The sequence below is a fragment of the Zobellia alginiliquefaciens genome (genome assembly GCF_029323795.1).
GTDB lineage: Bacteria > Bacteroidota > Bacteroidia > Flavobacteriales > Flavobacteriaceae > Zobellia > Zobellia alginiliquefaciens.
The window spans coordinates 232177-257518 of the sequence record NZ_CP119758.1 but is presented as its reverse complement, the minus strand read 5'-3'; the positions used below and the strand labels follow the sequence as shown (position 1 = coordinate 257518).

The window sequence follows — 25342 nt, the reverse complement described above, 5'->3', positions numbered from 1 at the left end:
ATGAAATACGTCAATTGACTATAAAATATGATACCGAATATGAGCTTTGAAATTACAAGAAGGGAATTTATAATTCAAAATGGAAAATTAGGAATGGCCAATTTCTTGTCAAATCCAATATTGTGGAGTAATAATCCAATACTTCGATTTGGACTCGTAACAGATTCGCATTATGCAGATCGTGAGCCAATGGGCACAAGATTTTATAGAGGTGCAGTTGATAAGATGTCTGAATTTGTGAACGTAATGAATAAGGAAAAAGTAGATTTTGTGGTTCACCTTGGTGATTTTAAAGATGAAGGCCGTAATAGAGACCCGGCTGAAACCTTACAATTTTCAAGAAAGCTAGAGGAAGTATATGCAAGGTTCAATGGTCCGCGTTTCCACTGTGTCGGTAATCATGACGTGGACAGTATTGTCAAAACACAATTTTTGGATAATATTGAAAATACCGGTATCCCAAACGGAAGAAGCTATTACTCATTTGAAATTCTGGGATACCACTTTATTGTTCTGGATGCAAATTTCAATGTAGATGGAACTGACCATTTCTTCCTTGAAGGTGATAACTGGCAGAATCCCAATTTAACCCGAAAACAACTGGAATGGCTTAAAACAGATTTACAGAAAACGCAAAAGCCATCAATCGTATTCTGTCACCATCCATTGTTTAAATACGAAAGAAACGGAAAAAGATACCACATCAATGAACATATCGAGACCCAAAAAATATTGGAAAACTCAAACAAAGTACAGGCTGTATTTCAGGGACATGTTCACGAAGAGCATCTTGAAGAAATTAACAACATCCAATACATTACGCAAAATGCGATGGTGGATTTTCAAGGAATAGAAAATAACAGTTTCTCTATTGTAGACCTCCATTTGAATAGTATTTATTTAAATGGGTATAAAAGAGCGAGAAAACAAAACATTTCAATTGGACAGGACAGAGGTTTTTAAAATAAGTTCTGTGAAAAATATAATATTATTATATGCAAGTCCGTAAAGCTATATACACCTTCACCATGAAGAACTGGGGCAAGACCGTTGGAGGGTCTAATGGAGGCTTCAGGATTAATGCTATTTAAAATTATTTCCTTAGATTTGTTACACAGAAAGCTTAAAACGTTCTCGTTGATGTCTTAATTGATGTCTTATTTTGTAAGTTTATATATAAAACGCTGGTTTTTAGTTGGTTGTGTTTGGGTTTTTAAGCCTGTCATCCCGACAGAAATTATTTTAAATTATACTTAAACCTCATAGGTCATTTGATTTATGAGGTTTTTTGTTTTTAAATAGCTTAATTTAAAACTTGGATTTATAAGTATTTCAATGATACTAGTGGCTATTTTCGCTTACTTAAATTCTAGGTGGTTTTTATCGTTTTTTAGATGCAATTCTTGTGTTTAAGGTAGACAATCAGTAATTATTGACTATATCAACATTAAAATATATTATGTCCGCTAATTTCTTTATTGTTCTTCCTCTTCTACTATTGGTTTCACTAATTGTCTGGCGAATTTGGTTCTATAAAAAGAAGGTGGATTTAAAATCTTTTACCCAAGATTGGAGAGATATCCTGAATCAAAAAGTGTCTTTTTATGCTGATTTGTCTACAACTGATAAGCTTCGTTTTGAGGAAGAAATTTTATATTTTTTTGCTGATGTTGCTATTACAGGGGTGAAGATTAAAATAAATGACACGGACCGATTGTTAGTAGCTTCTGGTGCTGTTATTCCTCTATTCGGCTTTCCGGAATTACGTTTTCGTAACATAAATGAGGTGTTACTTTATAAAGGTAGTTTTAATGAAGACCATCAAACCGAAGGTGAAGGACGTAATATTTTAGGAAAAGTAGGTTCGGGAAATATGAATCGGTTGATGATATTATCACTGCCTGCTCTTCGCGCCGGATTTGAAAATAAATATTCTAAATCAAATGTGGGCATACATGAATTTGTTCATTTAATAGATAAGGCAGACGGTGCGGTAGACGGTATACCTGAAAGTTTAATGCAAAAGCAGTATGTTGCACCTTGGCTAAAATTGATGCATAAAGAGATTGATAATATTAGAGAAAGAGAATCGGACATTAATCCTTATGGAGCTACCAGTGAAGTAGAGTTTTTGAGTGTAGCTAGTGAGTATTTTTTTAACAACCCTAAGTCCTTTCAAAAAAAGCATCCGGAACTTTATAGTTTAATGAAGAAAATATATCGGTTTTCTTCTTGATTTAAAATTTCTATGGAAGGGAATGAATAGCGTTAAGTTTCAATATTTATATTTATTGTTCAAAGAAGATAGATCGATATGAAAACCACCAGAACACCTTTAAAACAACACCTTTTGGTAACACTTATTTTAATAAGTATTCTTTTTATAAGTTGCCAATCTAAAACTGATAAAACAACAAAAGAAGTTGTACTTACTTCAGAAATAGAATTACCGGAAAAACCCAACATTCTATGGTTGGTAACTGAAGACATGGGGTCTTATATACCTTCTTTTGGAGACTCAACAATTGTGACACCTAATCTAAGCCGACTAGCAAAGGAAGGAGTTGTTTATCCTAATTTATACTCCACATCTGGAGTTTGCGCTCCCAGTAGAGCGGCCATTACTACGGGAATGTATCCGTCTAGTATTGGTGCCACCCATATGAGGACTACTTCCTACCCAGAGGTTACAGGATTACCAATTTATGGAGCGGTTCCGCCTCCAGAGGTTCGTATGGTTAGTGAATTATTGCGTAAGAACGGGTACTACTGTACTAATAATGATAAACAGGATTATCAGTTTACAGCTCCCTTAACGGCTTGGGACGAAAGCAGTTCTTATGCACATTGGAGAAATAGAGACGGTAACCAACCTTTCTTTTCCGTTTTTAACTTTACGGATACACATGAATCTGGACTTTTTGAACCTTATGGATTTAGAAATTCGGAAACGAGACATTATCATTCAGGAGATAGGAATTATAAATGGGAAAAAGGCCGCATGACAGAAGGCGAAACTCCTGTTCATCTTCCAAAAGACACCAAGTTTAGTATTCCTCGGTATTTACCGGATACGCCTAAGGTGCATCGCGATATGTGGAAAATGTACAATAATATTGCTGAAATGGATAGGCAAGTTGGAGCTGTATTGAAGCAATTGGAAGATGATGGTCTTTTGGAGAATACAATTATCTTTTTCTACGGAGACCATGGGGGACCATTACCTAGAGAAAAACGTCTTATTTATGATTCAGGTTTGAATACCCCTATGATAGTCAGGTTTCCAAATCAACAACAAGCAGAAACCAAAAGAGACGAATTGATAAGTTTTGTAGATTTTGCACCTACACTTCTTTCGTTGGCAGGAGTAGAGCCTCCTGAATACCTTCAAGGGCAGGCTTTTTTAGGGATAGATAAGGTCGAAAAAGAGAGAAAATATATTCATGCGGCAGCAGACCGTTTTGATGGATTTACGGATGCAATTCGTGCCGTGCGTGATGACCGATATAAATACATTCGGAATTATAGACCTGAACAGGGCTATTATTTACCAGTGGAATACAGAGAAAGAATACCCACTATGAAGGAGCTTTTACGTTTGCGGGATGAAGGCAATTTAGATAGTATACAATCTCTTTGGTTTAGGGAAAATAAAGATGTGGAAGAGTTATATGATTGTAAAACGGACCCGTACGAAGTGAATAATTTAGCTAAAAATCCTGCTTATAAAGAAAAGTTAGAAGAACTACGGAACGAAATGGACCGTTGGCTCAATGTTATAGGAGACCAGCCTAATCTTCCGGAAAGAGAGTTGATTGCCCAGTTATGGAAAGGAGAAGAGAGTCAACCAATAACTTCAGAACCGGAAATTACCATTGAAAATAACAAGATAAAACCTACTTGCTCAACGGAGGGGGCTTCTTTAGGGTACAAGGTTATGGACAAGGACGGAACTACTCCTAAGGTATGGGAAGTCTATCAAGAACCATTTGAAATACCAGAAGGTAGTAAGATTATAGCACAAGCCTATAGAATCGGGTATAAGCCTAGTAAAGTGGTGGAGTATAGAATAATAGATAATGAAAAACCTGGGCTCACTCGGGGTTCTTAATGTTTAATTAAGTGCTTCGGTAAATCTTCAACACGTTCGCAGCACAATTGATCCATAACCTGTTTGAACTGTGTTTTAAGCATTCTTATAGTGTGTTCACCGCCTTTATTTCCTAATGCACCTGTGCCATAAACAAAAGAACGACCCATAAATGTAAATTTGGCGCCACTTGCCATTGTACGGGCAATATCAGGTCCTGAACGAAGCCCGCTATCCATCATTATTTCTATCTGGTCGCTATATTTTGCTGCAATTTCAGTTAAAGTATTTATGGTTGATTGAGCTGCATCTAACTGTCGTCCGCCATGATTGGAAACAATAATACCATCAAACCCCATGCGTATAGCATCTTGGGTGTCTTGCTCCGAGGCAACACCTTTTAGAACTAGCTTACCTTTCCATTTATCCCGGATAGGTTTTATTTTTTCCTCATTCAATCTGCCAGAAAAGGTTTTATCCATAAATGCTCCCAGTTGTTTTAAATCGAGCCCTTCAGGAGTATATGGTCTTAGGGTTTCAAATGTGGGTTGACCATATTTTAGAGTGTTAAATGCCCAGTTTGGCTTTCCTAAAATTTGGAGAATATTGGCGATTGTCATTTTTGGGGGTAATGCCAATCCATTTCTGTAATCACGTGGTCGGTATCCAAATGTAGGTACATCACATAAAAGAACGAGAACGGGGCAACCTGCAGCTTCGGCACGGTATATTATATCATCTCGTATGGCATCGTCTACGGGGTTGTATAGTTGAAACCAGGCATTGCCTTCAGTAAGCTCGCTTGCCTTTTCAATATCCATAGTGGTAACTGTACTGAGTATAAATGGAATATTATGGTTATGGGCTGCTTTGGCTAAAATAGCGGGAGTGTTGGGCCACATCAGTCCTTGGAGACCAACTGGGGCAATTCCAAAAGGAGCATCAAACTCCATACCCATCACTTTTGTTTTAATAGAACTTGTACCATAGTTTCTTAAATACCGAGGCTGCAGTTGAATTTTTCGTATTTCTGCAGTATTTCTGGTAAGGCTTACATCCTCGTTGCACCCCCCGTCTAGATATTCAAAAGCGAACTTTGGTATTCTGGATTTAGCTTTTGCTCGTAAATCATCTACGGATGGATAGTCGGAATTGAAACTCATCGCCATAACTATTTCTTATATTAAATAAATGGTACATGCTTTTTAACGGCGTAATTGGTTTTGAGAAATTTGGGTTCCAAAACTTTGTCCGAAATAACAATGGCAGCACCTAGGGCCGAACCTAATGAAGAATTTGTAGTTCTAAGCTTCATGTTGTTCATAAACTGTGAAAGCAGTTTAATATATACTTCATTGTCGCTAAAACCTCCATCTATATACAATTGTTTTATTTTGGAATTACCAATGGCAGCTTTGATACTTTTCTCTTGCAGCAATACTAATTCTAACAGTAGCTGGTGGTACGCTTTGTCAAAATTATCATAGGGTATTAAGGTCTGTTCTGGCATTTTATCAGATGGTATACTTTCCCATTTGAACATATGCGCAAAATTTCTATTGATTTCAAAAAAGAGATCTTTATTGAATTTTACCTTTCTATGAGCGTCTTGGGGAACATTAAAATACTCCGATAAAAGCTTTACTTGCAGCTTGTATTCATTGCCCAAAAACAAGGTGGAAACTTTTACGGGGCTTCCATTTATTCTCATATTAAAAAGCGAATGGTTTATAATGTCGTCCGGAGAAAGCATCCCTTCATTGAACGGGTTGATAGATATACTCCAAGTTCCAGTAGATACCAATAGAAACGGTTTGGTAATACTGCGGATGTACGGCAAGAGGGCGGAAGAGCTGTCATGGATTCCAACACCAATTTTAATTTTACGCCCTTTGTAGTGTATCAAATTCGTTTTTCTCGAAGATTCAATAGGAGGTAGTTTCTCATCAATTTCCTCTTTATAGACCCACTGGTGGTATTCTTTTTTTTCAAAATCCCATAGCAAGGTGTGGCAACCAATGCTGGTGTATTCGCTAACAGGTATTCCTGTAAATAAGTAACTCAGGTACTGTGGGAGATGAAGTGAATATTTTATCTTTTTAAAAATTTCTGGTTGAGATTTTTTTAACCAGTACAATTGCATGCCCGTATTTAGCATTCCTGATTTAGGTGATCCAGTTATTCTTGATAGTTCATTTTCTGGACCGTAAGCTGTATAAAAGGCGTCGGAAATATCATCTTTTAAAGGTTTCATGTAGTTGTACAGCGGAGTGACTGGCTTTCCGTCATGCCCTATGTGAACCAGGCTTGCTCCATAACAAGAAAAGTTTAATGATTCAATCTCATATTCAGAAGAATCAATCATTTTGTCAAACACTTCTATTGCCCATTTTTCTAGGGCTTCAAGATTTTCGGTAGGGTATCCATCTTCATCTTTAATTTCATCAAAACGAACATATTCACGATGTACTTCTTGGAAGTTATCATCAAAAAGAAAGAACTTTTTGTTTGTTCTTCCAATATCGAATACGGCCGTTACTTTCATTTTCATGGTTTCGTAATTATAGTATAGGTATTAAGAATTTATGTTATATCAAACCTGGAAGACTCTAAATTAAGTCTTTAATTGGCTATTAATAGTAGAGCTGATATTTTGTGTTTAATAATGGGTGCAATTTTTGATTTGATTTAATTCTAGAATACCGCCATTAAAAAAACACTTCCATGAACCAAGTAATTCATGGAAGTGAAACAAAACTCAAATAAACTATCTTACAAATGCGTTGGCCATGCCGCCGTCTACATTGATAATATTTCCTGTGGTCTTATTAAGGATGCCCACGCATGCGAACACACCGTTTGCAATATCTTTTGGATAAATAATTTCATTTAACAGGTTACGTTTGGCGTAATGTGCGGGCAGTTCTTCAACCGTAATCCCGTATGCCTTGGCGCGACCTTCGGCCCAATCGCCTTCCCATATCTTACTGCCTACGATCACCCCGTCCGGGTTTACGGTGTTCACCCGTATTTTATCACCGCCCAGCTCTGCTGCCAATAAACGAGCCATATGCTGTTGTGCGGCCTTGGAGGTCCCGTAAGCTACATTGTTCGGTCCCGAGACCAGACCGTTCTTGCTGGCTATGCTAATAAAGTCTCCGCCCAAGCTCTGTTTGCGCATAACGGCCACGGCTTGCTTGGCAAGTTCGAACTGCCCTTTTACCAGTACGTTCTGTAGGATGTCCCAATCTTTTTCGGTGGTCTCTTCCAGCGGCTTTGAAATGGCCAGGCCTGCACTGTGGACTACGATATCCACGCCTCCAAATTCTAAACAGGCTTTTTTATAGGCCTCGGCAATGGATTCGCCTTTCGTTACATCGCAGACCGCATAGCTGGCAATGTCCCTGGCATAGGTGGAGACCGCTTCTTCCAACCTATCTTCGGCAATGTCCGTTAATACTACATTGGCACCTTCCTCGGCCAACTTGTCCGCAATGGCCTTGCCGATCCCTCCGCCCGCACCGGTAACCAAGGCTACTTTACGGGATAATGGTTTTTCCTTTGGCATACGCTGCAGTTTGGCCTCCTCCAATAACCAGTATTCAATATCAAAAGCTTCCTGTCTTGGTAACGAGGTATACTCCGTAATGGCTTCCGCACCGCGCATTACGTTAATTGCGTTCACGTAGAACTCGTTGGCCACACGGGTGGTCTGCTTGTTTTTTGCAAAACTGAACATTCCAACACCGGGATAGATAATAATAACCGGGCTGGCATCTCTTACGGCCGGGCTATTGTCCCGTTTATGGTTGTCGTAATAGGATTGATATTCTTTTCTGTACTGTTCAAAATCAGGACGTAATTTAGCCAGTACGGCCTCCGTATCCGAAAGGTCTTCCTTGGCATCCAATTTCAATACCAAAGGTTGAATTTTAGTCCTTAAAAAGTGGTCGGGACATGAGGTGCCCATAGGCGCCAGGCGCTCCAGGTCGTTACTGTTTATGTACTCTAGAACGACATCACTATCGTTAAAATGTCCGATCATCCTGTTTTCGGAAGAACAAAGGCCCCTAAGCATTGGCATAAGCTGGGCGGCCTTTTCCATACGCTCCTCTTTGGGAAGGCTCTCTATCTTTTGCCCCCCGAAAACACTTCCGTTGGCCTTTATTTTGTTCTCAATATATTCCGAGGCCATTTCAATGACCTCAAGGCTGTTCATATAACATTCATGAGAAGTGTCCCCCCAAGTAAAGAGTCCGTGACTGCCCAGAACGATCCCGCGTATACCGGGGTTGTCGTTCAAACATTTTTCCAGTTGAAGGCCTAGGTCAAAACCGGGCCTTTGCCAAGGTACCCACCCCATGGTATCCCCCCAGATCTCTTTGGTCACTTTTTCGCTGTCCTTTGCCGCGGCTACGGCTATTAAGGCATCCGGGTGCAAATGGTCTATATGTTTAAAAGGGAGCAATCCGTGCAATGGCGTGTCTATGGAAGGGGCCTTGCTTTCCAGGTCATAGATGCAATGGTTAAAGAGGCCGACCATGCGGTCCTCATCTTCCAGCCCGCCGTAGACGTTCTTTAGGTTTCTTAACCTTTCCGTATACAGACCTGCTATTCCGGCCTTGGTCAATGTCCCTATATCGCCACCGGAACCCTTGATCCACATGACTTCCACATCATCACCGGTCAACGGGTCTTTTTCAATGGTCTTACAACTTGTATTTCCGCCACCATAGTTGGTGATCCTTAGATCCGCCCCGAGGATATTGGAGCGATAAAGAAAAAGGGCCACTTGGTCATCGCCCAGTGCAGCGGCTTTCCTTTCATCCCAAAGATGGTCTACGTACTTAAATTGTTGTGCTGTATTTTTCATTTGAAGGGTTATTACGTTTGTAGACAAAAATATGGGATGGGGGAAAGCTATCCGTCCTGTACTGTACCGCTCTAGTGAAAAATAAAAATGTTTATTTCTTGTAGATTATCAAATTACATCTCTATTATTGCCGTGGTGTATGGTTATAAATAGAAAATGAAAAAGACTTCTTCTGATGAATATATTTAACTATATCAAAATAGACGAGAATTCTAGAGTTCCTAAATACAAGCAGATTGTAGATGCTATTATTTATAATATCTCAGCGGGCAATTTAAAGATGGACGACAAGATCCCGTCTATAAATAGGTTTAGTGAAGAGTACCTTTTATCAAGAGATACGGTAGAAAAAGCGTATAGTATTTTAAGGGAACGGAAAGTAATACTATCTATACGAGGTAAAGGATACTACATAGCCCGGACCAAGCTGATATCAAAGGTCAATATTCTTTTTCTTATCAATAAATTGAGTTCGTATAAGATGCGGATCTATAATTCTTTTATAGAGAGTATTGGAGGTACATCGCACACCAATTTGTTCATATATCATTGTGAGGAAGACCTATTTCTTAGTCTGTTAGAGAAAAATAGGAATGCGTATGATTACTATGTTATTATGCCTCATTTTAAGACCGAAAAATTAAAACATATTAGTTTTACTCCTGAAATCATAAAGGCTATAGACCAGATTCCCAAGGAGAAACTGATTGTTATGGACAACCCTATTTCCGAATTAAAGGGGAATTATATTGGTATATATCAAGATTTTGAAAATGATATTTATAATGCGCTTAAAAAAGGATTAGACAAGATATCAAACTACAAAAAATTGATAATTACCTATCCCGAAAAATCTATTTACCCGTATCCTAAAAGGATTTTAAACGGATTTAAGAAATTTTGTACGGAACATTTTATTGATTTTGAAGTGTTGGATGAAATTTATGACGACATGATTTTGAAAAAGGGAGATTTGTTTATAACCATTAGCGAATCGGATTTGGTGAACCTTGTCAATCAAATTCGCAATCAGGAATTTGAACTAGGGAACGATATAGGTGTTATATCGTATAACGATACGCCTTTAAAGCAGCTGTTGGGAATCACGTGCATATCTACAGATTTTCAAGTGATGGGAGAAACCGCGGCCCGTATGATTATGGACAAGAAAAAGGGTAAGGTCAAGAACCCGTTTCATTTTATAGATAGAAACTCCATTTAAATAAACAAATATTAGAAGTAGCCCAAGTACTCTATTTTGTCAAGATTTTTGTGTGTTTTTTGTTCGTAAAGCTCATAGATTAGGCCATCTTTTAATCCCACTTTAGGTACCAGAATTTGGTCACTTGCCATTTCCTTTAGTACTTTCAAATAAATTTCCGAAGCGGGAATAATTACATCTGCACGATCTGGATTCATTTTAAGAATAGACATTCGTTGTTCATAAGTGAACTCGTTTACATAGGCCCTTAAAGCTTTTAACTCTGCAAAAGAGATGGCCATGTTAGAGGCTTTGTTGGCTAATCCGTAGAGTTTGTTAATGTTTCCTCCGGTACCAATACCAACAATGTTTTTGGATTTGTAAAAGCTTGTAGATTGTATCCATTCTTTCATGGAGAGAAAAACTGCCGCACGTTCTTTAGGGGTCAACTGCCGCACAGATCCAATTTTAAAGGATCTGCTCTGTAAAAGTTTTCCGCCTTCCAATAAATTCAGTTCGGTACTACCTCCACCCACATCTATATGAACATACTTTCTATCTTTTAAAGTCGGTTTTATGGCTTTATTGAGAATTGTAGCTTCTTTTTTGCCGGAAATGGTATTAATTTTCATTCCCACCTCCGTCATTATTTGGTTACTAACTTCCTTTCCGTTGCCTGCCTCCCTCATGGCAGATGTGGCTACCGCATAGTAATCTTCAACCTCATATAAATCAATAAGATGCTTAAAAGTGCTCATGAGTTTAATAAACTTCTCCTTTGTGGGTTGGGTGATTTTTCCCTGTGAAAATACATCGTGTCCCAAACGCAAAGGAAATCGTAATAACTGTAGATTCTTAAAGCTGACCAAATCTTCATCTTCATATACTTTTACTACTTGAAGTCGTATGGCGTTAGAACCTATGTCTATTGATGCTAATTTCATTAAAAGGGTATTTAGTTGTGTATAATGTATTCCATTATAAGGGTATCTGCAATTTTACAACGAAACCATCACGTTGGGCCAGTATAGCACAGGATGGTTAGCTAAAAAGGTCTGCTTACTTTAGAACTAAAGTACTAATAACTAAAATGAATTGACTAAAGCCATAGTAAATATGTCTATGACCTGTTCTTTTAAAGTGATATTTGTTAGTGGTGAAAAAGATACAAAGGATGAGGTGTGAAAATAACAGACGTGTGCACAAACAAATGATTTATGGCCTTATTGCTCTTTCTCTATTTGTAAATTCTCAATCTTGCATAGAAAAGAAACAGACTTTTAGTGAGTCTAAAAATAAAGTGCCAAAGCAGAATGATGGTTTTGTTGACATTTTTGATGGCGAAACCTTAGCCGGTTGGAAAGGGGATACCAACTACTGGCGTGTAGAAAATGGAAATCTAGTAGGTGAGGTGACACCTGAAACCCTTTTAAAAAGGAATACATTTATTGTTTGGCAAGGAAATCAACCTAGTGATTTTGAACTGAAATTAGAATTCAAAATAACGGAAGCTGGAAATAGCGGAATTAATTATAGGAGTAATTTAATTGATACGATTCCTTACGCTTTAAAAGGCTACCAAGCGGATATTGATGGGTTAAGGAAATACACAGGGCAGAACTACGAGGAGAAAAAAAGAGCAACTTTAGCTTATCGTGGAGAAAGCGTACATATTAAAAGTGAAGACAACCCAGAAGCCTCTGGCTCGCTAAAAGCTAATATTAAGAATAATTGTTGGCAGAGTAGAGAAGTAGTTGGCTCTTTAGAAGATTCTGATAGCTTAAAGACTAAAATTAAAAGTGAAGATTGGAACAAAATGCATTTGGTCATTAAAGGCAATCGCCTTCAACATTATGTAAACGGTTTTTTAATGAGTGATGTACTGGACAATGATACGGTAAACAGAAAGTTGAAGGGGTATTTAGGGGTTCAAGTTCATGTGGGACCGCCAATGAAAGTAGAGTTTAGAAACATAAGATTAAAGCTTTTGTAGACGGTTCAATTTAAAAATTAGATGGAATTTTCCAGGGACACATCTTTACCAGTCAATACTTTAATCATTCATATCAATCAAAATAAATGGAGCAGCTTACGTTGAAGCCAATCCGGATAATATGGGTTTTTCTAAAATTTTAGACACCTTCAAAAGAAATACTTCAAAATTAGAAGAATAACTTACTTCGGTAAATCGGCTTATTTTCAAAACATTTAACGGTGGGTAAAGTCTTTATACATCCTAGACTAATTTTTATTTATTTCTTCGGCTGCTATCTAAAAATCTAATTTAAAGAGGTTTGCAAATACAAATTAAGATTATTTCATTTCTTGTTGTAGCGCATTTGTTTTTCAATTAATGCTATCATTTCTACCCACTAACAAACTTTAGATGACTACGTACATCCAAATTAACATTCACATACAGCTACATAGAAGGGTTTTTTATTAACTTAACTTTTTTACGGTTAAGACATGAGTTCTTAAGCTGTTACTGTTAAGGGTTATTGACCAAACTTGAAACATAAAATCCGGGATACTCTGTTTATGAGAAAACTATTATTATCGTGTGTGTGGCTTCTAAGCATATTAGGCTGGCATGCTACGGCTCAAGAAATAAAACCAGAATTAGATTTTTATAAGATTAAGGATGGAATATCTCAGGTAGGTATACACACCATTACCCAAGATAATGACGGGTTTGTTTGGATAGGAACACATGGGTCGGGCATTTATCGTTATGACGGTATGGATTATATTTCGTACAAGCCCAAAGATTATAAAAGCAAGACGTTTACCAGTAATTTTGTGTACTGCAGTTATTTGGATGCCAAAAATAGGTTCTGGGTAGGTACAAATATAGGTCTTGCGCTCTATGATCGTGAAAATGATGAGTTTCGTCATATTCCTTTGGTAAACAAGGATAATATAAATCAAGGAAATATCGGGGTTATAAGCCTTCAGGGAGATGGTAATGGAAACTTGTATATGGGTACGGGTGAACAAGGTGTTTTTTTGATGGACCTAGATACGCTTATCCTTGAAAAATTGCCTTTTAATAACCCTAGGTCCGATAATTATCTTGCGGTTTCTGAAATTAAAATAACAGATAACGGTACTATTTATGCCGCCAGTAGTGGTGGGCTTCTAGAGGTTGATTCAAAAAATAAGCGTGTTGATTTTGCTTTGTTTAGAGATGGGAACAGGGCACGAACTATTACTGCAGGTCTTCAATCGTTATTTATTGATACGGATGGAGCTATATGGGCGGGGTCTATTTCAAATGGAATTTACAAAGTAAAATTATCCAGTGAAAACCAAACGCCTACAGTTGAGAATTTTAAAGTTACAGGGAATAATATTTTCACCATTGCAGAATCTGCCGATGGTGAAATTTTGCTCGGTACGGAAAATGACGGACTCTACAATTTAAATAAAAACGGAGAGGTTGTTCGGCACTCTCTTTTTGACAAGAATGATGAGAAAAGTATTTTATCCAATTCCGTTTGGTCATTATATCTCGATAAGGACTCAAGAATGTGGGTGGGTTTCTACAATAGAGGTGTTGTGGTATATGATAAATATTACAATAAGTTTAGTGAAATTCAGAGTATCTATAACAAGCCCAACTCTTTACAGATAAGCTCGGTTACGGCTATTGTTGAAGATGACCAAAATAGGTTGTGGATAGCCATGGAAGGCGGAGGAATTGATGTCTGGGAAAGGTCAACCAACACCTTTACTCATATAAATACAGGAGACAGCGCGGTATATAAAGGATTAACCAGTGATTATATTCAGACCTTGTTCATTGATAGTCAGTTTAATATTTGGGCAGGAAGTTGGGACCAAGGCTTGTTTTTTTTAAAGAGGGGTTCAAAACAATTTATCAATTATAAATTTCCGATTCTAAGCGATAGAAAAGGGTCTAGAGCTATCATGAGTTTCACGGAAGATGCAAAGGGCACAGTTTGGATCGGAACATTCAACCAAGGCTTGTATTCTTTTCAACTTAAGGATTTAAACGGATCTAACTTCAGTGATAGTTCTTTTGCATCACATCAACTGGTAAACAATTACATCAATAAGGTTGTAGTTGATGCGCAAGATACCGTTTGGGTAGGAACAACCAATGGCCTTATCAAAATGAAAAAAGATAATGCGGGGAGATACGAAGCGGTTATTATGAATCATTTTTTACAGGACGATCCATCTATTAGTTATAATCATTATGATATTGTATCGCTGTTTGCAGATGATAATATTCTATGGGCTGGGACCAGGGGATTGGGTTTGTTACGGTTTAACATATCGGAGAATTCAGCTCTTTGGTATGATCAATCCAATGGGTTGAGTATGCCTAATATAATTGGGATTACCAATGATGCAAAAGGTAATTTATGGTTAGATGGCAATTCGGGTATTGTTAGGTTTGATAGAACTACAAAAGAGTTTACCAATTACACAAAAAGAGATGGTCTTGTTTCCTATGATTATAACAAGAATGCCGTGTACAAAGACAATAAAGGCAGATTGTATTTTGGGGGAAACGAAGGTGTGGACTATTTCAATCCGGATAACATCAATATTTTGGAAACACCACCTACCGTATATTTAAAAAACTTTAAACTGTTTAATGAAACCGTACTGCCGGACAATGATGACTCTCCTTTGAACAAGGCATTTTCTCAAACGGATAGTATTACATTGAATAGTGAACAGTCCGTATTTACAATAGAATATTCGGGTATTAGTTTTACAAGGCCGGAAGAGAATCAATATGCGTACTATCTAGATGGTTATGAAGAAGATTGGAATTATGTAGATGAAGCCCGTAGTGCAACCTATACAAACCTAGACGCTGGCCATTATATTTTTAAGGTGAAAGCAGCCAATAATGATGGTGTGTGGAGCAAGACCCCGGTAACACTTCACATAGAAATCCTGCCTCCTTGGTGGAGGAATAATTGGGCCTTGTTCGTTTATTTTTTGATTATTCTAGGATTTCTGAGTTTGTTGCGAAGGTTTGAGAAAAAACGAATTATAGATAAGCAGCAAGTTGAAAATGAACGGCAAAAAAGGGTTCGGGAAGAAGAGCTGCATAAAGAAAGAATACAATTCTTTACCAATGTAGCTCATGAATTTAGTTCTCCACTAACATTGATATTAAATCCGATAAAGGATATTTTGAGTGAGAAAGATGATAATTATTCAAACCGCCTAAGGTTAAAACATTTAACGATATATAAAAACACGGAACGCTTAATACGTTTAATAAACGAGTTACTGGATTTTAGTAAACTAGAGTCGGATAAGATTAAAGTTCAAGCAAGCAGGCTGAATATAGTTCCGTTCATAAAAGAGGTATCAAACCATTTTAAAGAAGAAGCACTTTCTAATCATATTGATTTGACAGTGAATACAGAAAATGAGGTGATATGGGTATGGGCGGATGAAGGAATGCTGGAAAAAATTGTTTTTAATTTACTATCCAATGCATTTAAAGTAACCCCTGACGGCGGAAAAATAGTAGTAGAGATAAAAGAAACTGACAATGGTATAGAATTTAAGGTAGCAGATACCGGTCCTGGATTAAAAGAAGGAGAGCTAGAGAAACTTTTTGAAAGGTTTTATCAAGGAGAACCTCTAAACAAAGGATATTATAGCGGAGCAGGAATTGGGTTGGAGCTCGTTCATAGTTTTGTAAAACTTCATAAGGGTAGTGTAGATGTAAAAAGTAAATTAGGTGAAGGGTCAACTTTTAGCGTAATTCTACCCGCTGGTAAGAATCATTTTAAAGCGTCCGAAATTAGTATTACAAACGGAAAGTTGTCATCAATAAAGCCAGACCTCGTAAAAGCTACTATTGCGCAAGAATCTATATTTCCAACTAGAACGGAAAGAAAGGCAAAAACTTTATTAATTGTTGAAGATGATACAGAGCTAAGAAATTATTTAAAGAATGAGTTTAAAGGAGAGTATAAGGTTGTGGTGTCCAAAAATGGAGCCGATGGCTTAAAATTGGCACAGGAAATACTTCCGGATGTAATTATTACAGATGTAATAATGCCAGAAATGAACGGATACGATTTTTGTGAGGCCATAAGATCAGACATTAAAACCAGTCATATTCCAGTAATGATGCTTACAGCAAATGCGAAGATAGACGATAGAATTTCTGGGATAGAGAGAGGCGCAGACGTGTATTTAGTAAAGCCTTTTGATATGAAATTGGTGAGACATCATCTTGGTCAGCTTATTCATAGCAGAGAAGTGATTTATAAAAAGTACTTCAAATCTATGGGGGAGATTCAAGATGATGCCAGTATAACTTCCTTGGACAAAGCATTTATAGAAAAAGCCATTAATTATATTCATGAAAATATTACAAGTCCTTCCCTAGGGGTAGAATCTTTAGCTTCTCATTTAAACCTTAGTAGGAGTCAGTTGTATAGGAAAACAAAGGCACTTACCAATCAGACAGCAAATGAATTTATTAGGAATCAAAGGTTACAGAAAGCGAAGACGCTTCTAGAAAATGGGAATTCAGATTTGAACGATATTTGTAACCTTGTTGGTTTTTCATCTACTTCCTACTTCACACAAAGATTTAAGGATTATTTTGGGGTTTCCCCAGCAGAAATAAAGCAGGAAAACGTTTAATGAACATTAGAAGTCGCCTTAATTTACTTAGTTAAGAGTTAGGGTGTTTTCAGGTGCTTTTAGTTATTGATTATTAAAATTTTGGCTTTTGTGTTCTTCTATTTTAACTTTTCGTTAGGTCCAACTGTTTTCTCCCGTTCTCCGGTTTATATTTCTTAAAATAGCAAAGAAGATTGAGGTTGAATTGAGGTATTGCTGTGCTACTAAATCAGGATTCAGTCTCAATAAGTGGTTATTTTTTAACAAAAACGCATATTGGTCACCTTATTTTTAGGAAATAGTGATCATAAACTGCCTACCTAACAATTCTATAAAATCACGAATGTTGCATAATTTTTCACAAATGTTGCGATCTGCATCAAATGAATAAAATTCGCAACAAATGAGAGTTAAGCGGCATCATCCCTGTTTTTGTTTATTTGATTTTTTTTTAACATTTACAACTCCAAATTCATAATTAACCAAAGTCGAAAATGGCATGTTCTAAATTTCACGGAATAGGCATGCATTTAAAACCCGTTTTAGGCTTAACGCTAACATTATGTTATTGTAATATTTATGGTTTGGAGAAGAGGAGTGGTTGCTACATTCCTTTTTAATAAAGAGCATTTTTAAAAAATATCAACCCACACTACCGCGGTATGAAAAAACGGATTCCTTGTACAAAACAGTCTATATTGTGTTTTGATTTTTATATGAAAATCAAACTTTTGGTAATGGTTGTTTTGTTTTTCCCTATTGCACTTATAGCAAATGATCTTCCACAAGACCTTATAACAGTAACTGGAACAATTACCGAAGAAGATACAGGACAACCGATCATAGGTGCCAGTGTACTTTTACAAGGCACTACCAAAGGGGTTATGACCGATTTTGATGGTAACTATTCTATAGATGTTCCAGAGGATGGTACGTTAATAATCAGTTATATCGGTTACGCCAAGCAAACCATTAAGGTGGCGTCTCGAACCGAAATAGATGTGGTTATGGCATCAGAGGCTTCTGAGTTAGATGAGGTTATTGTGGTGGGTTATGGTACCCAAACCAAAGAAAGTGTAGTTGGCTCCATTGCGCAAGTTTCTGGTGCTGATCTTATGCAATCAGGTGGTGTATCTACAGTTGGTCAGGCATTGACCGGTCGTTTGCCTGGTGTAACCACGGTGTCATCAACAGGCCGTCCGGGAGAAGAATCACCTCAGATATTCATTCGTGGGCAAAGTTCTTGGAACGGTGGAGGTCAACCGCTAATCTTGGTAGATGGTATAGAACGTAGTATGAACGATATAGACTCTGGAGATATAGAAAGTCTATCCGTTTTAAAAGATGCTTCTGCAACGGCGGTGTATGGGGTAAAGGGTGCAAATGGAGTTATCCTTATTACAACAAAAAGGGGTAGACAAGGAAAGGCGCAACTATCGCTTACTGCAAGTTCAGCTATAAAAACACTTTCTAGAATCCCGGATAAATATGACTCTTACAACAGTTTGGTCGTTGCTAATGAAGCCATTGAGCGAACGGTGCCGGTGCGTGAAGAAGCATGGCGAAGTTATACGCCCGTGGATATCTTGGAGAAATACCGTAATCCTGCAAATGATTTAGAGCGGAGTATTTATCCAGATGTTGATTGGGTAGATGCCATGCAAAAAGATTTTGCCACTGATTATAGAGTAAACTTATCTGTTGCCGGTGGAACAAAATCTGTAAAATATTTTGGAGCTCTTTCCTATCAACACGTAGGTGATATTTTTGATGCGGGAGGTTTTGATAACGGAAGGGATTATAAAACAAACTTTAACTATAACCGTTTTAATTACAGAAGTAATATTGACTTTGATATTACGCCAACCACGCGTTTATCTGTTAATCTTTCCGGTTACTACGGCTTGCAAAACACGAACCAGGCGGATCCCCAGCTATTGTATAGTAGTATCTATTCATTAGCTCCTAACTTATATACGCCTATTTATGAAGATGGTACCTACGGCAGGGCTATTACAGAGAATTTTGAATTGAGCAACCCTGCCGTGATATTAACGGCAAAAGGATTTACTAAAAATCACCGTGTTCAAGTCAACAGTGATTTTATTTTAGACCAAAAATTAGATTTTCTTTTAAAAGGTCTAAGCTTCACTGGCCGGTTATCGTATGATAATAATTTTAGGGGAGAAGGCGGTATTGTGGAAGACAACCCGGGCGGATTAGATAATGTGGTCTATAAAATTTACGACCAAGACGGCACTCCACAAATTGTTTCTCCCGTAGGTACTAATCAGTTTGATTTTGTTTTGAACCCTTGGGAACAGAACGGTCTTGCCATTCAAGACTGGGAAACTAGTAGACGTCTTTTCTATCAACTTTCCTTTAACTACAATAGAACCTTTGCCGAAAAGCATAATACTACGGTGTTAATGTTAATGAACAGGGAAGAGTATGCCATTGGTAGTATGTTTCCTAGATACCGTGAGGATTGGGTTGCCCGTGCCACGTACAATTATGATAGCCGCTATTTTATCGATGTAAATGGAGCTTACAATGGTTCCGAAAAATATGGTCCCGGTTATAAATTTGAGTTGTTTCCATCGGTAGCTGTGGGCTGGATGCTTAGTAACGAACCGTTCATGGAGTCTGTTACATGGTTGGATAAGTTTAAAATAAGAGGTTCCTATGGTGTTGTTGGTGATGATAGTGCGGGTGAAAGATGGGCTTACCTCTCCCAATGGTCCAGTGGCGGTACGGCATACCTTAATAATGTTAATCCATACGGGAATCAATCTCCATATACTTTCCGTTCAGAGGATATTATCGGTAATCCTAATCTACAGTGGGAAACCTCGGAGAAAACCAATATAGGTTTTGAATTATCCGTACTTAAAAATAGCCTTTCTCTAGAAGTGGATGTTTTTAAGGAAGATCGACATGACATCATCGTACCTGCCGATTCCCGAAGTGTTCCCAGTTTCTTTGGCTTCCAACCAGCAGATTTTAACATTGGAGAAACAACGGTAGAAGGAATTGAAGTTTCCTTGGATTATAAAAAGCAACTGACTCAAAATTGGGATATCTGGTCAAACATTGCCTATACCAAAGCAAAAGATGAAATTATCTTTAAAGAAGACCCTTTATTAAAACCTAGTTATCAAAAAGAAGAAGGTTTCGCTATTGGCCAGCCAAGAGTGAATATTAGGGGAGATATCTTAACATCTTGGGATGATGTATATGGAGCAACCCCACAAGAGAATAGCCAGGAAACAAGAAGACCAGGGTATTATGATGAAATTGACTTTAATGGCGATGGGGTGATAAATGCAGATGATGCAGTGCCTTTTGGTTACACGGTAAGGCCACAAAACACCTACAATCTAACACTAGGTACCGGGTATAAAAACTTTTCGTTTATGGTGCAGTTTTACGGGGTAAGCAATGCAACCAAAAACTATACGGATAGAACCTTTATGCTCGAAACCCCGTTATTCTTTGAAGAGAAATCTGATTATTGGAGTGTAGATAATCCAGATGGAGAAGAAGTGCTTCCGGCCTGGCTTGGTACTGGCGGGGCCATCGATCCCTATCGTAATTGGTATGATGCCTCTTTTGTGCGACTCAAGAATATAGAATTGGCCTATACCTTTAAAGCGAAAAACGGAAGTAATTATAGGGTTTACGTGAGTGGTAACGATTTGGCCTTCTGGTCGGATTTACCAGATGACAGACAAGATAACATGGGGCCAACGGCATCGGAATATCGTGGTGATTACCCTACGTTCAAAAGATACAACATAGGTCTAAACATTAACTTTTAATATAGTAAACAATGCGTAAGATATTCAAACTGATATTTGGAATATGTTTTCTGGGAATATTCGCCTCTTGTGAAGATTATCTAGATAAATCCATAGAGACAGAGCTAACGGAAGAGGAAGTGTTTAAAAATTTTGATAGCGCTCAAGGTTTCGTGGAAGAAATGTATGCCATGATCGTAGATTACAGTACGGCGGCACACTGGCAACATTTTCACTGTTATGCAGAAGATGCAGTTGGTATTGATACATGGCAATTTGACTATGCCATAGACGAAGGACGGTACTGGGAATGGCAAAGAAGCGGTCCGGGAAGCATGTTTGACGGAAATACCAATACAAGTGCGGAATTACCTTTTGACAGGGCCAAGTTATGGCCAAGTAGTTGGGCCGGTCTTAGAAAATCAAATATTGTTATTGCCGATGCAGATAGTTTAATGACTGATGCCACGCAAATAGAGAAGGATGTGGTTTTAGGACAGGCTCACTTTTTTAGAGCGTTCTTTCATCATGAAATCATGAAGTTCTGGGGAAGCATTCCATACATTGATCGTGTGTTGGATGATGATTGGAAGATAGAAAGACCGGCTGATTGGTCGGAAACGGCACTAAAAATAGATGAAGATTTTCAAAAGGCCGTTGATTTACTTCCTGTTGATTGGGATGACCCAGACTTTGAGCCAGGCTTAAAATCAAGGGGCGAGAATATGTTCAGGCTCACTAAAGGAGCAGCGTTGTCTTTAAAAGCAAAGAACCTGCTTTATGCGGCAAGTCCTTTAATGCAAAACAGCGCTAGTACGTATGATTATGATACAGAGTTGGCAAAACGCGCGGCGGATACGTTTGCCGAGGTATTAAAAATGTCCAGATATAGTCTAACGCCATGGGATGAATATGAGAGTGTTTTCTATTCTACTCAAGGTAGGTACCCTTATTCCTCAGAATATATTTTTAGTCAAGCTGGGTCTGTGGGCTGGTTTCAAAATTTCCTGTCTACCAACTGGCAACTTGGGGCAATTGGTCAGAACAACCTAGCTTCGTTCCCAACGCACAATTACATTCAGGACAATTTTGGAATGAGTGACGGTTTGTCTATTGAGGATAGTCCGCTTTATGACCCTGCGACCCCTTGGGAGAATAGAGATCCTAGACTTTATAAATGGCTTGTTATAGATGGTGACCAAATGGTTGAAAACCTTGGTGCAGCTACAGGTGAAAATGAGGTACATCGTTACGCTCAATTCTATAAGGATGGAGCCCACCGTTACCCAAATAAAGGAAATGGCTCAAGAACGGGTTATGTAGCTAAAAAATGGTTCCCGGTTGGTTTCAACAATTTTGATAATCAAGGGGTTTTCGCATGGCGATTGCATGTACGGTTAACCGATGTATATCTAATGTATGCCGAGGCTGCTCTAGTTGCTTACGGAATTAATGGAAAACCGGCAGACTTTGATTTATCGGCGTTAGATGCTGTTAATAAAATTAGGGAAAGAGCAGTACCGGACGGTAGTTTAAATGTCCAGCCCGAATACCTAACTAGTGATAATGCTTTTATGGATGAAATACGCCGCGAGCGTGCCGTAGAATTGTCGTACGAATCGCATCGTTGGATGGATATTAGAAGATGGAAGCTGGGTACCCAAGAAAAATATAAGCTTAAAACAGAGATAATTTTTGACCGTAATGCAGAAGGCAAACCTATAAATTTTGTCGAAAGGGTTTTAAGGACCAAAGTCTTTGAAGACAAGCACTATTGGCTGCCTTTTCCTAAAAATGATACTGAAATATATGAAGGTTTCCCACAAAACCCAGGTTGGTAATTAAAACTGTTTATACCACTAGTCAATAACCATACTTTATGATACAATTGAATATACTTACAAAACTTCTGCTCGGTGGATGCCTCTGTATGCTGTGCTGTCTATCCGTAACGGCCCAAACTATAGATTCGACCAGTACGGTGGTTTTAGAGAACCAACCGGATAAGCTAGAGTCTAATTTGCAAGAAGAAGTACACTTAGGGTTCCAAACAACTACAAAACATGATATTATTGGATCCTCCTCAACCGTTAAACCTGGTGATTTTCTAAAATTTGATACTACCCAATGGGTGCGTGATGCCTTAGGTGGTAGGTTAACCGGATTGAGAGGGGGTAGCAGTATTCGCGGGCTGGGGGAAGCCTTAATAGTAGTAGATGGTATTCCTGGCCGTAGTATAGACCTCCTAAATATGGAGGAGATTGAGGAAATTACAATTCTTAAGGATGCCAACGTTTCCGCTCTCTATGGTGCAATGGCAAGAAATGGGGTTATAGTAGTAACTACAAAACGAGGTTCTACTGAAACACAATTTAATATTAGTGCCAGTACCGGGGTAAGACTACCTATTAGTATGCCCAATTATTTGAACTCGGCAGATTATATGGAGTATTTCAATGAAGCACGTGCCAATGACGGTTTGGGCGAACTATATTCTGCAGAACAAATACAAAACCACAGAAGTGGTACTAACCCGTACAGATACCCAGATGTTGATTTTCATGATGATGGTAACTTTAATCCCTTGACGCCTTATTCGAATGTTACGGCAGATTTTTCCGGGGGATCGGAAAATACCAGGTTCTATATCAATCTCGGGTTTAAATCAGATGGTAGTTTTCAGTCGGTAAACCCTGAAAATGACAAAGGAGCAAAACGGTTCAATGTACGGGGTAATATAGATTTCAAAGTTAATGATTGGATCAAAAGTAGCTTGGACGTTGTGGCAATTATAGACAAGAACAAAACTTCGTTAAGTAATATTTATGCTGAGGGCGATTCTATAAGACCTAACTTATATTCCCCATTACTGCCAATAAGCGAAATAGATTTTTCTGCAAATCCTGAATTACGCGGTATTGTTGATGCGGCCAATCAGTATGATGGTTTTCTATTAGGGGGTAACCAAGTGTACAATGGCGGGGCTATAGCTAGTATTTATGCAGGTGGTTACCAAACCAACATGACCCGTATGAGTCAGGTGAACAATGCTATAGATTTTGATTTGAGCGCAATTACTGAAGGGTTGTCCGCAAAAAGCTATGTGAGTTTTGATTTTTACAATATTTACAATCTAAGTGTTCAGAATGAATATGCCGTCTACGAGCCTACTTGGAACGATGATAATAAAATCATCGATTTGGTCAATGTGAGAGATAACGATCTTAAAGACCAAGTTGAGAATGTGAATACTGATGTCTTTGCGATTAGATATGGCTTTTATGGTTTACTCAATTATGAAAAACAATTAACAGAAGACCATGCCATAGATGCGTCGTTAATCGGTTTTGCAAATAATACGTATGTGCGTGATGAGAAACAATCGGCTAAAAATAGTCATGTGGCCTTAAGCTTGAATTATGATTACAAGAAAAAGATTTACGCAAATTTTAGTGGGGCCTATGTGAATTCAGTTAAATTGGCGGATGGCAATAGAGCAAAGCTTGCGCCTACAGTGGGTCTGGCATACATATTAACTCAAGAACCTTCTTTAAAAGACTCGTCTTGGTTAAACTATTTCAAGCTGAGAACATCCATGGGCGTTGTGTATACCGATCTTGGTATTCAAGACTATTTCTTGTACGATGCCATTTATCAACAAGACGGAGGAGGCTATAGTTGGGGAGATACCAACGGAGCTGGTTACAACAATGCTTCTACCAAAATTTTACGAGGTCAAAACCCAAACTTGGACTTTGAAAAAAGAACGGATTATACTTTAGGTTTTGAGGCGTTGCTGTTCAGTAAGATGTGGTTAGAGGGTAATGTTTTTCAATCTATTATAGGGGAGCAGGTGATAAGGGCTTCTACTTTGTATCCTGATTATTATAACTCGTTTAGACCGTACAACAACTTTAATAAAGACCAGTACTCAGGTTTTGAAGTAGGGATGAATTATCGCACAAAAACAGAGAATTCTACTTTTGATATTGGAGCAAGGGCCTTATATACTACTTCAAAAAGAACTATAGTTGATGAGGTTTATGAAGATGCGTATCAGAATAGAAAAGGCACCCCTGTAGATGCCATTTGGGGGCTTGAATCCTTAGGCTTGTTCGGTGTTGATGAATTTAACGAAGACGGGAGTTTAACGGGAAATCTGCCAACACAATACGGAACGGTCAAACCCGGTGATATTAAATATAAGGACCAAAATGGGGATAATGTGGTCAATGATCAAGATATAGTCCAAATTGGGCGTTATGCAGCACCATGGAGTTTTGGGTCGGATATAACGTGGTCCTATAAAGCCTTTACCTTCTTTGCACTTTTAACTGCGGAAATTGGTGGTGACGGTATGTTGACAGGAAATTATTATAGGCCACAGGGCGATGCAAAATATTCAGATGTAGTTGAAGGTAGATGGACGGAAGCAACTGCCGATACGGCAACCTTTCCTAGACTTTCTTCTACCGGAAACACCAACAATTTTGAAAAAAATTCTACCTATTGGATGTATAGCAACGATAATTTCAGAATACAGAGAGTTCAGTTAACGTTCGATCTACCTTCTCAATTGGTAGATAAATTGAAGATGAAGGATATTAATTTGTTTACTTCGGTCTCAAATCTTGCGGAGTTTTCTAAGAATAAGGATGTAAGACAATTGCAGCTCGGTTTTAATCCAATGTTCCGCTATTATTCTTTTGGGGCAAGAATGAAATTTTAATGTGAAAAATAAT

The 25342-nt window shown here is 38.1% G+C and carries 13 protein-coding genes; 9 read left to right on the top strand and 4 right to left on the bottom strand.

Annotation, left to right across the window (positions count from 1 at the left end; genetic code table 11):
* The first annotated feature begins 39 nt into the window (after positions 1-39).
* The 3 genes from P0077_RS01085 (at position 40) to P0077_RS01075 (ending at position 4111) form a co-directional block, all read left to right on the top strand.
* On the top strand, positions 40-963 hold the full coding sequence (locus P0077_RS01085; protein WP_276167337.1) for a metallophosphoesterase family protein: 924 nt from the start codon (positions 40-42) through the stop codon (positions 961-963).
* 496 nt (positions 964-1459) lie between these two features.
* Positions 1460-2236 (top strand): M90 family metallopeptidase, encoded by a 777-nt coding sequence (locus P0077_RS01080; protein WP_276167336.1) that lies wholly within the window; start codon positions 1460-1462, stop codon positions 2234-2236.
* 78 nt (positions 2237-2314) lie between these two features.
* A complete protein-coding gene (locus P0077_RS01075) occupies positions 2315-4111 on the top strand; it encodes a sulfatase-like hydrolase/transferase (protein ID WP_276167335.1) in 1797 nt (598 codons plus the stop codon).
* On the opposite strand, the gene P0077_RS01070 is transcribed toward P0077_RS01075, so the two are convergent.
* The 3 genes from P0077_RS01070 to P0077_RS01060 form a co-directional block, all read right to left on the bottom strand.
* On the bottom strand, positions 4108-5259 hold the full coding sequence (locus tag P0077_RS01070; protein ID WP_276167334.1) for an alpha-hydroxy acid oxidase: 1152 nt from the start codon (positions 5257-5259) through the stop codon (positions 4108-4110). The two genes, P0077_RS01075 and P0077_RS01070, sit on opposite strands and share 4 nt — an antisense overlap.
* Before the next feature lie 14 nt (positions 5260-5273).
* Positions 5274-6641, bottom strand: coding sequence for an FGGY-family carbohydrate kinase (locus P0077_RS01065; RefSeq protein WP_276167333.1), 1368 nt, complete (start codon positions 6639-6641; stop codon positions 5274-5276).
* Positions 6642-6857: 216 nt separating this feature from the next.
* Positions 6858-8963, bottom strand: coding sequence for a bifunctional aldolase/short-chain dehydrogenase (locus tag P0077_RS01060; protein ID WP_276167332.1), 2106 nt, complete (start codon positions 8961-8963; stop codon positions 6858-6860).
* Between the two features lie 175 nt (positions 8964-9138).
* Here P0077_RS01060 and P0077_RS01055 point away from each other — a divergent pair, with 175 nt between their 5' ends.
* A complete protein-coding gene (locus P0077_RS01055) occupies positions 9139-10185 on the top strand; it encodes a GntR family transcriptional regulator (protein ID WP_276167331.1) in 1047 nt (348 codons plus the stop codon).
* An 11-nt stretch (positions 10186-10196) separates the two neighbouring features.
* Here P0077_RS01055 and P0077_RS01050 read toward each other — a convergent pair whose 3' ends face one another.
* Positions 10197-11108 carry a Ppx/GppA phosphatase family protein gene (locus P0077_RS01050; RefSeq protein ID WP_276167330.1) on the bottom strand — a complete coding sequence of 304 codons (912 nt, stop codon included), beginning with the start codon at positions 11106-11108 and terminating at the stop codon, positions 10197-10199.
* Between the two features lie 230 nt (positions 11109-11338).
* Between P0077_RS01050 and P0077_RS01045 the strand changes: the two genes are divergently transcribed.
* From P0077_RS01045 to P0077_RS01025, 5 genes are all read left to right on the top strand, one after another.
* Positions 11339-12157, top strand: coding sequence for a 3-keto-disaccharide hydrolase (locus P0077_RS01045; protein ID WP_276167329.1), 819 nt, complete (start codon positions 11339-11341; stop codon positions 12155-12157).
* Between the two features lie 548 nt (positions 12158-12705).
* Positions 12706-16821 (top strand): hybrid sensor histidine kinase/response regulator transcription factor, encoded by a 4116-nt coding sequence (locus P0077_RS01040; protein WP_276167328.1) that lies wholly within the window; start codon positions 12706-12708, stop codon positions 16819-16821.
* A gap of 695 nt (positions 16822-17516) precedes the next feature.
* Positions 17517-20621, top strand: coding sequence for a SusC/RagA family TonB-linked outer membrane protein (locus P0077_RS01035; protein ID WP_276167327.1), 3105 nt, complete (start codon positions 17517-17519; stop codon positions 20619-20621).
* Positions 20622-20632: 11 nt separating this feature from the next.
* A complete protein-coding gene (locus P0077_RS01030; RefSeq protein WP_276167326.1) occupies positions 20633-22441 on the top strand; it encodes a RagB/SusD family nutrient uptake outer membrane protein in 1809 nt (602 codons plus the stop codon).
* 38 nt (positions 22442-22479) lie between these two features.
* A complete protein-coding gene (locus tag P0077_RS01025) occupies positions 22480-25329 on the top strand; it encodes a SusC/RagA family TonB-linked outer membrane protein (protein WP_276167325.1) in 2850 nt (949 codons plus the stop codon).
* Positions 25330-25342 lie beyond the last annotated feature (13 nt).

Excerpts from the sequence above, each read along its gene's own strand:
- P0077_RS01065 (WP_276167333.1), bottom strand. The coding sequence starts at position 6,641 with ATGAAAATGAAAGTAACGGCCGTATTCGATATTGGAAGAACAAACAAA.
- P0077_RS01045 (WP_276167329.1), top strand. The coding sequence starts at position 11,339 with ATGAGGTGTGAAAATAACAGACGTGTGCACAAACAAATGATTTATGGC.
- P0077_RS01060 (WP_276167332.1), bottom strand. The coding sequence starts at position 8,963 with ATGAAAAATACAGCACAACAATTTAAGTACGTAGACCATCTTTGGGAT.
- P0077_RS01055 (WP_276167331.1), top strand. The coding sequence starts at position 9,139 with ATGAATATATTTAACTATATCAAAATAGACGAGAATTCTAGAGTTCCT.
- P0077_RS01070 (WP_276167334.1), bottom strand. The coding sequence starts at position 5,259 with ATGGCGATGAGTTTCAATTCCGACTATCCATCCGTAGATGATTTACGA.
- P0077_RS01085 (WP_276167337.1), top strand. The coding sequence starts at position 40 with ATGAGCTTTGAAATTACAAGAAGGGAATTTATAATTCAAAATGGAAAA.
- P0077_RS01030 (WP_276167326.1), top strand. The coding sequence starts at position 20,633 with ATGCGTAAGATATTCAAACTGATATTTGGAATATGTTTTCTGGGAATA.
- P0077_RS01080 (WP_276167336.1), top strand. The coding sequence starts at position 1,460 with ATGTCCGCTAATTTCTTTATTGTTCTTCCTCTTCTACTATTGGTTTCA.
- P0077_RS01050 (WP_276167330.1), bottom strand. The coding sequence starts at position 11,108 with ATGAAATTAGCATCAATAGACATAGGTTCTAACGCCATACGACTTCAA.
- P0077_RS01040 (WP_276167328.1), top strand. The coding sequence starts at position 12,706 with ATGAGAAAACTATTATTATCGTGTGTGTGGCTTCTAAGCATATTAGGC.
- P0077_RS01035 (WP_276167327.1), top strand. The coding sequence starts at position 17,517 with ATGAAAATCAAACTTTTGGTAATGGTTGTTTTGTTTTTCCCTATTGCA.
- P0077_RS01075 (WP_276167335.1), top strand. The coding sequence starts at position 2,315 with ATGAAAACCACCAGAACACCTTTAAAACAACACCTTTTGGTAACACTT.
- P0077_RS01025 (WP_276167325.1), top strand. The coding sequence starts at position 22,480 with ATGATACAATTGAATATACTTACAAAACTTCTGCTCGGTGGATGCCTC.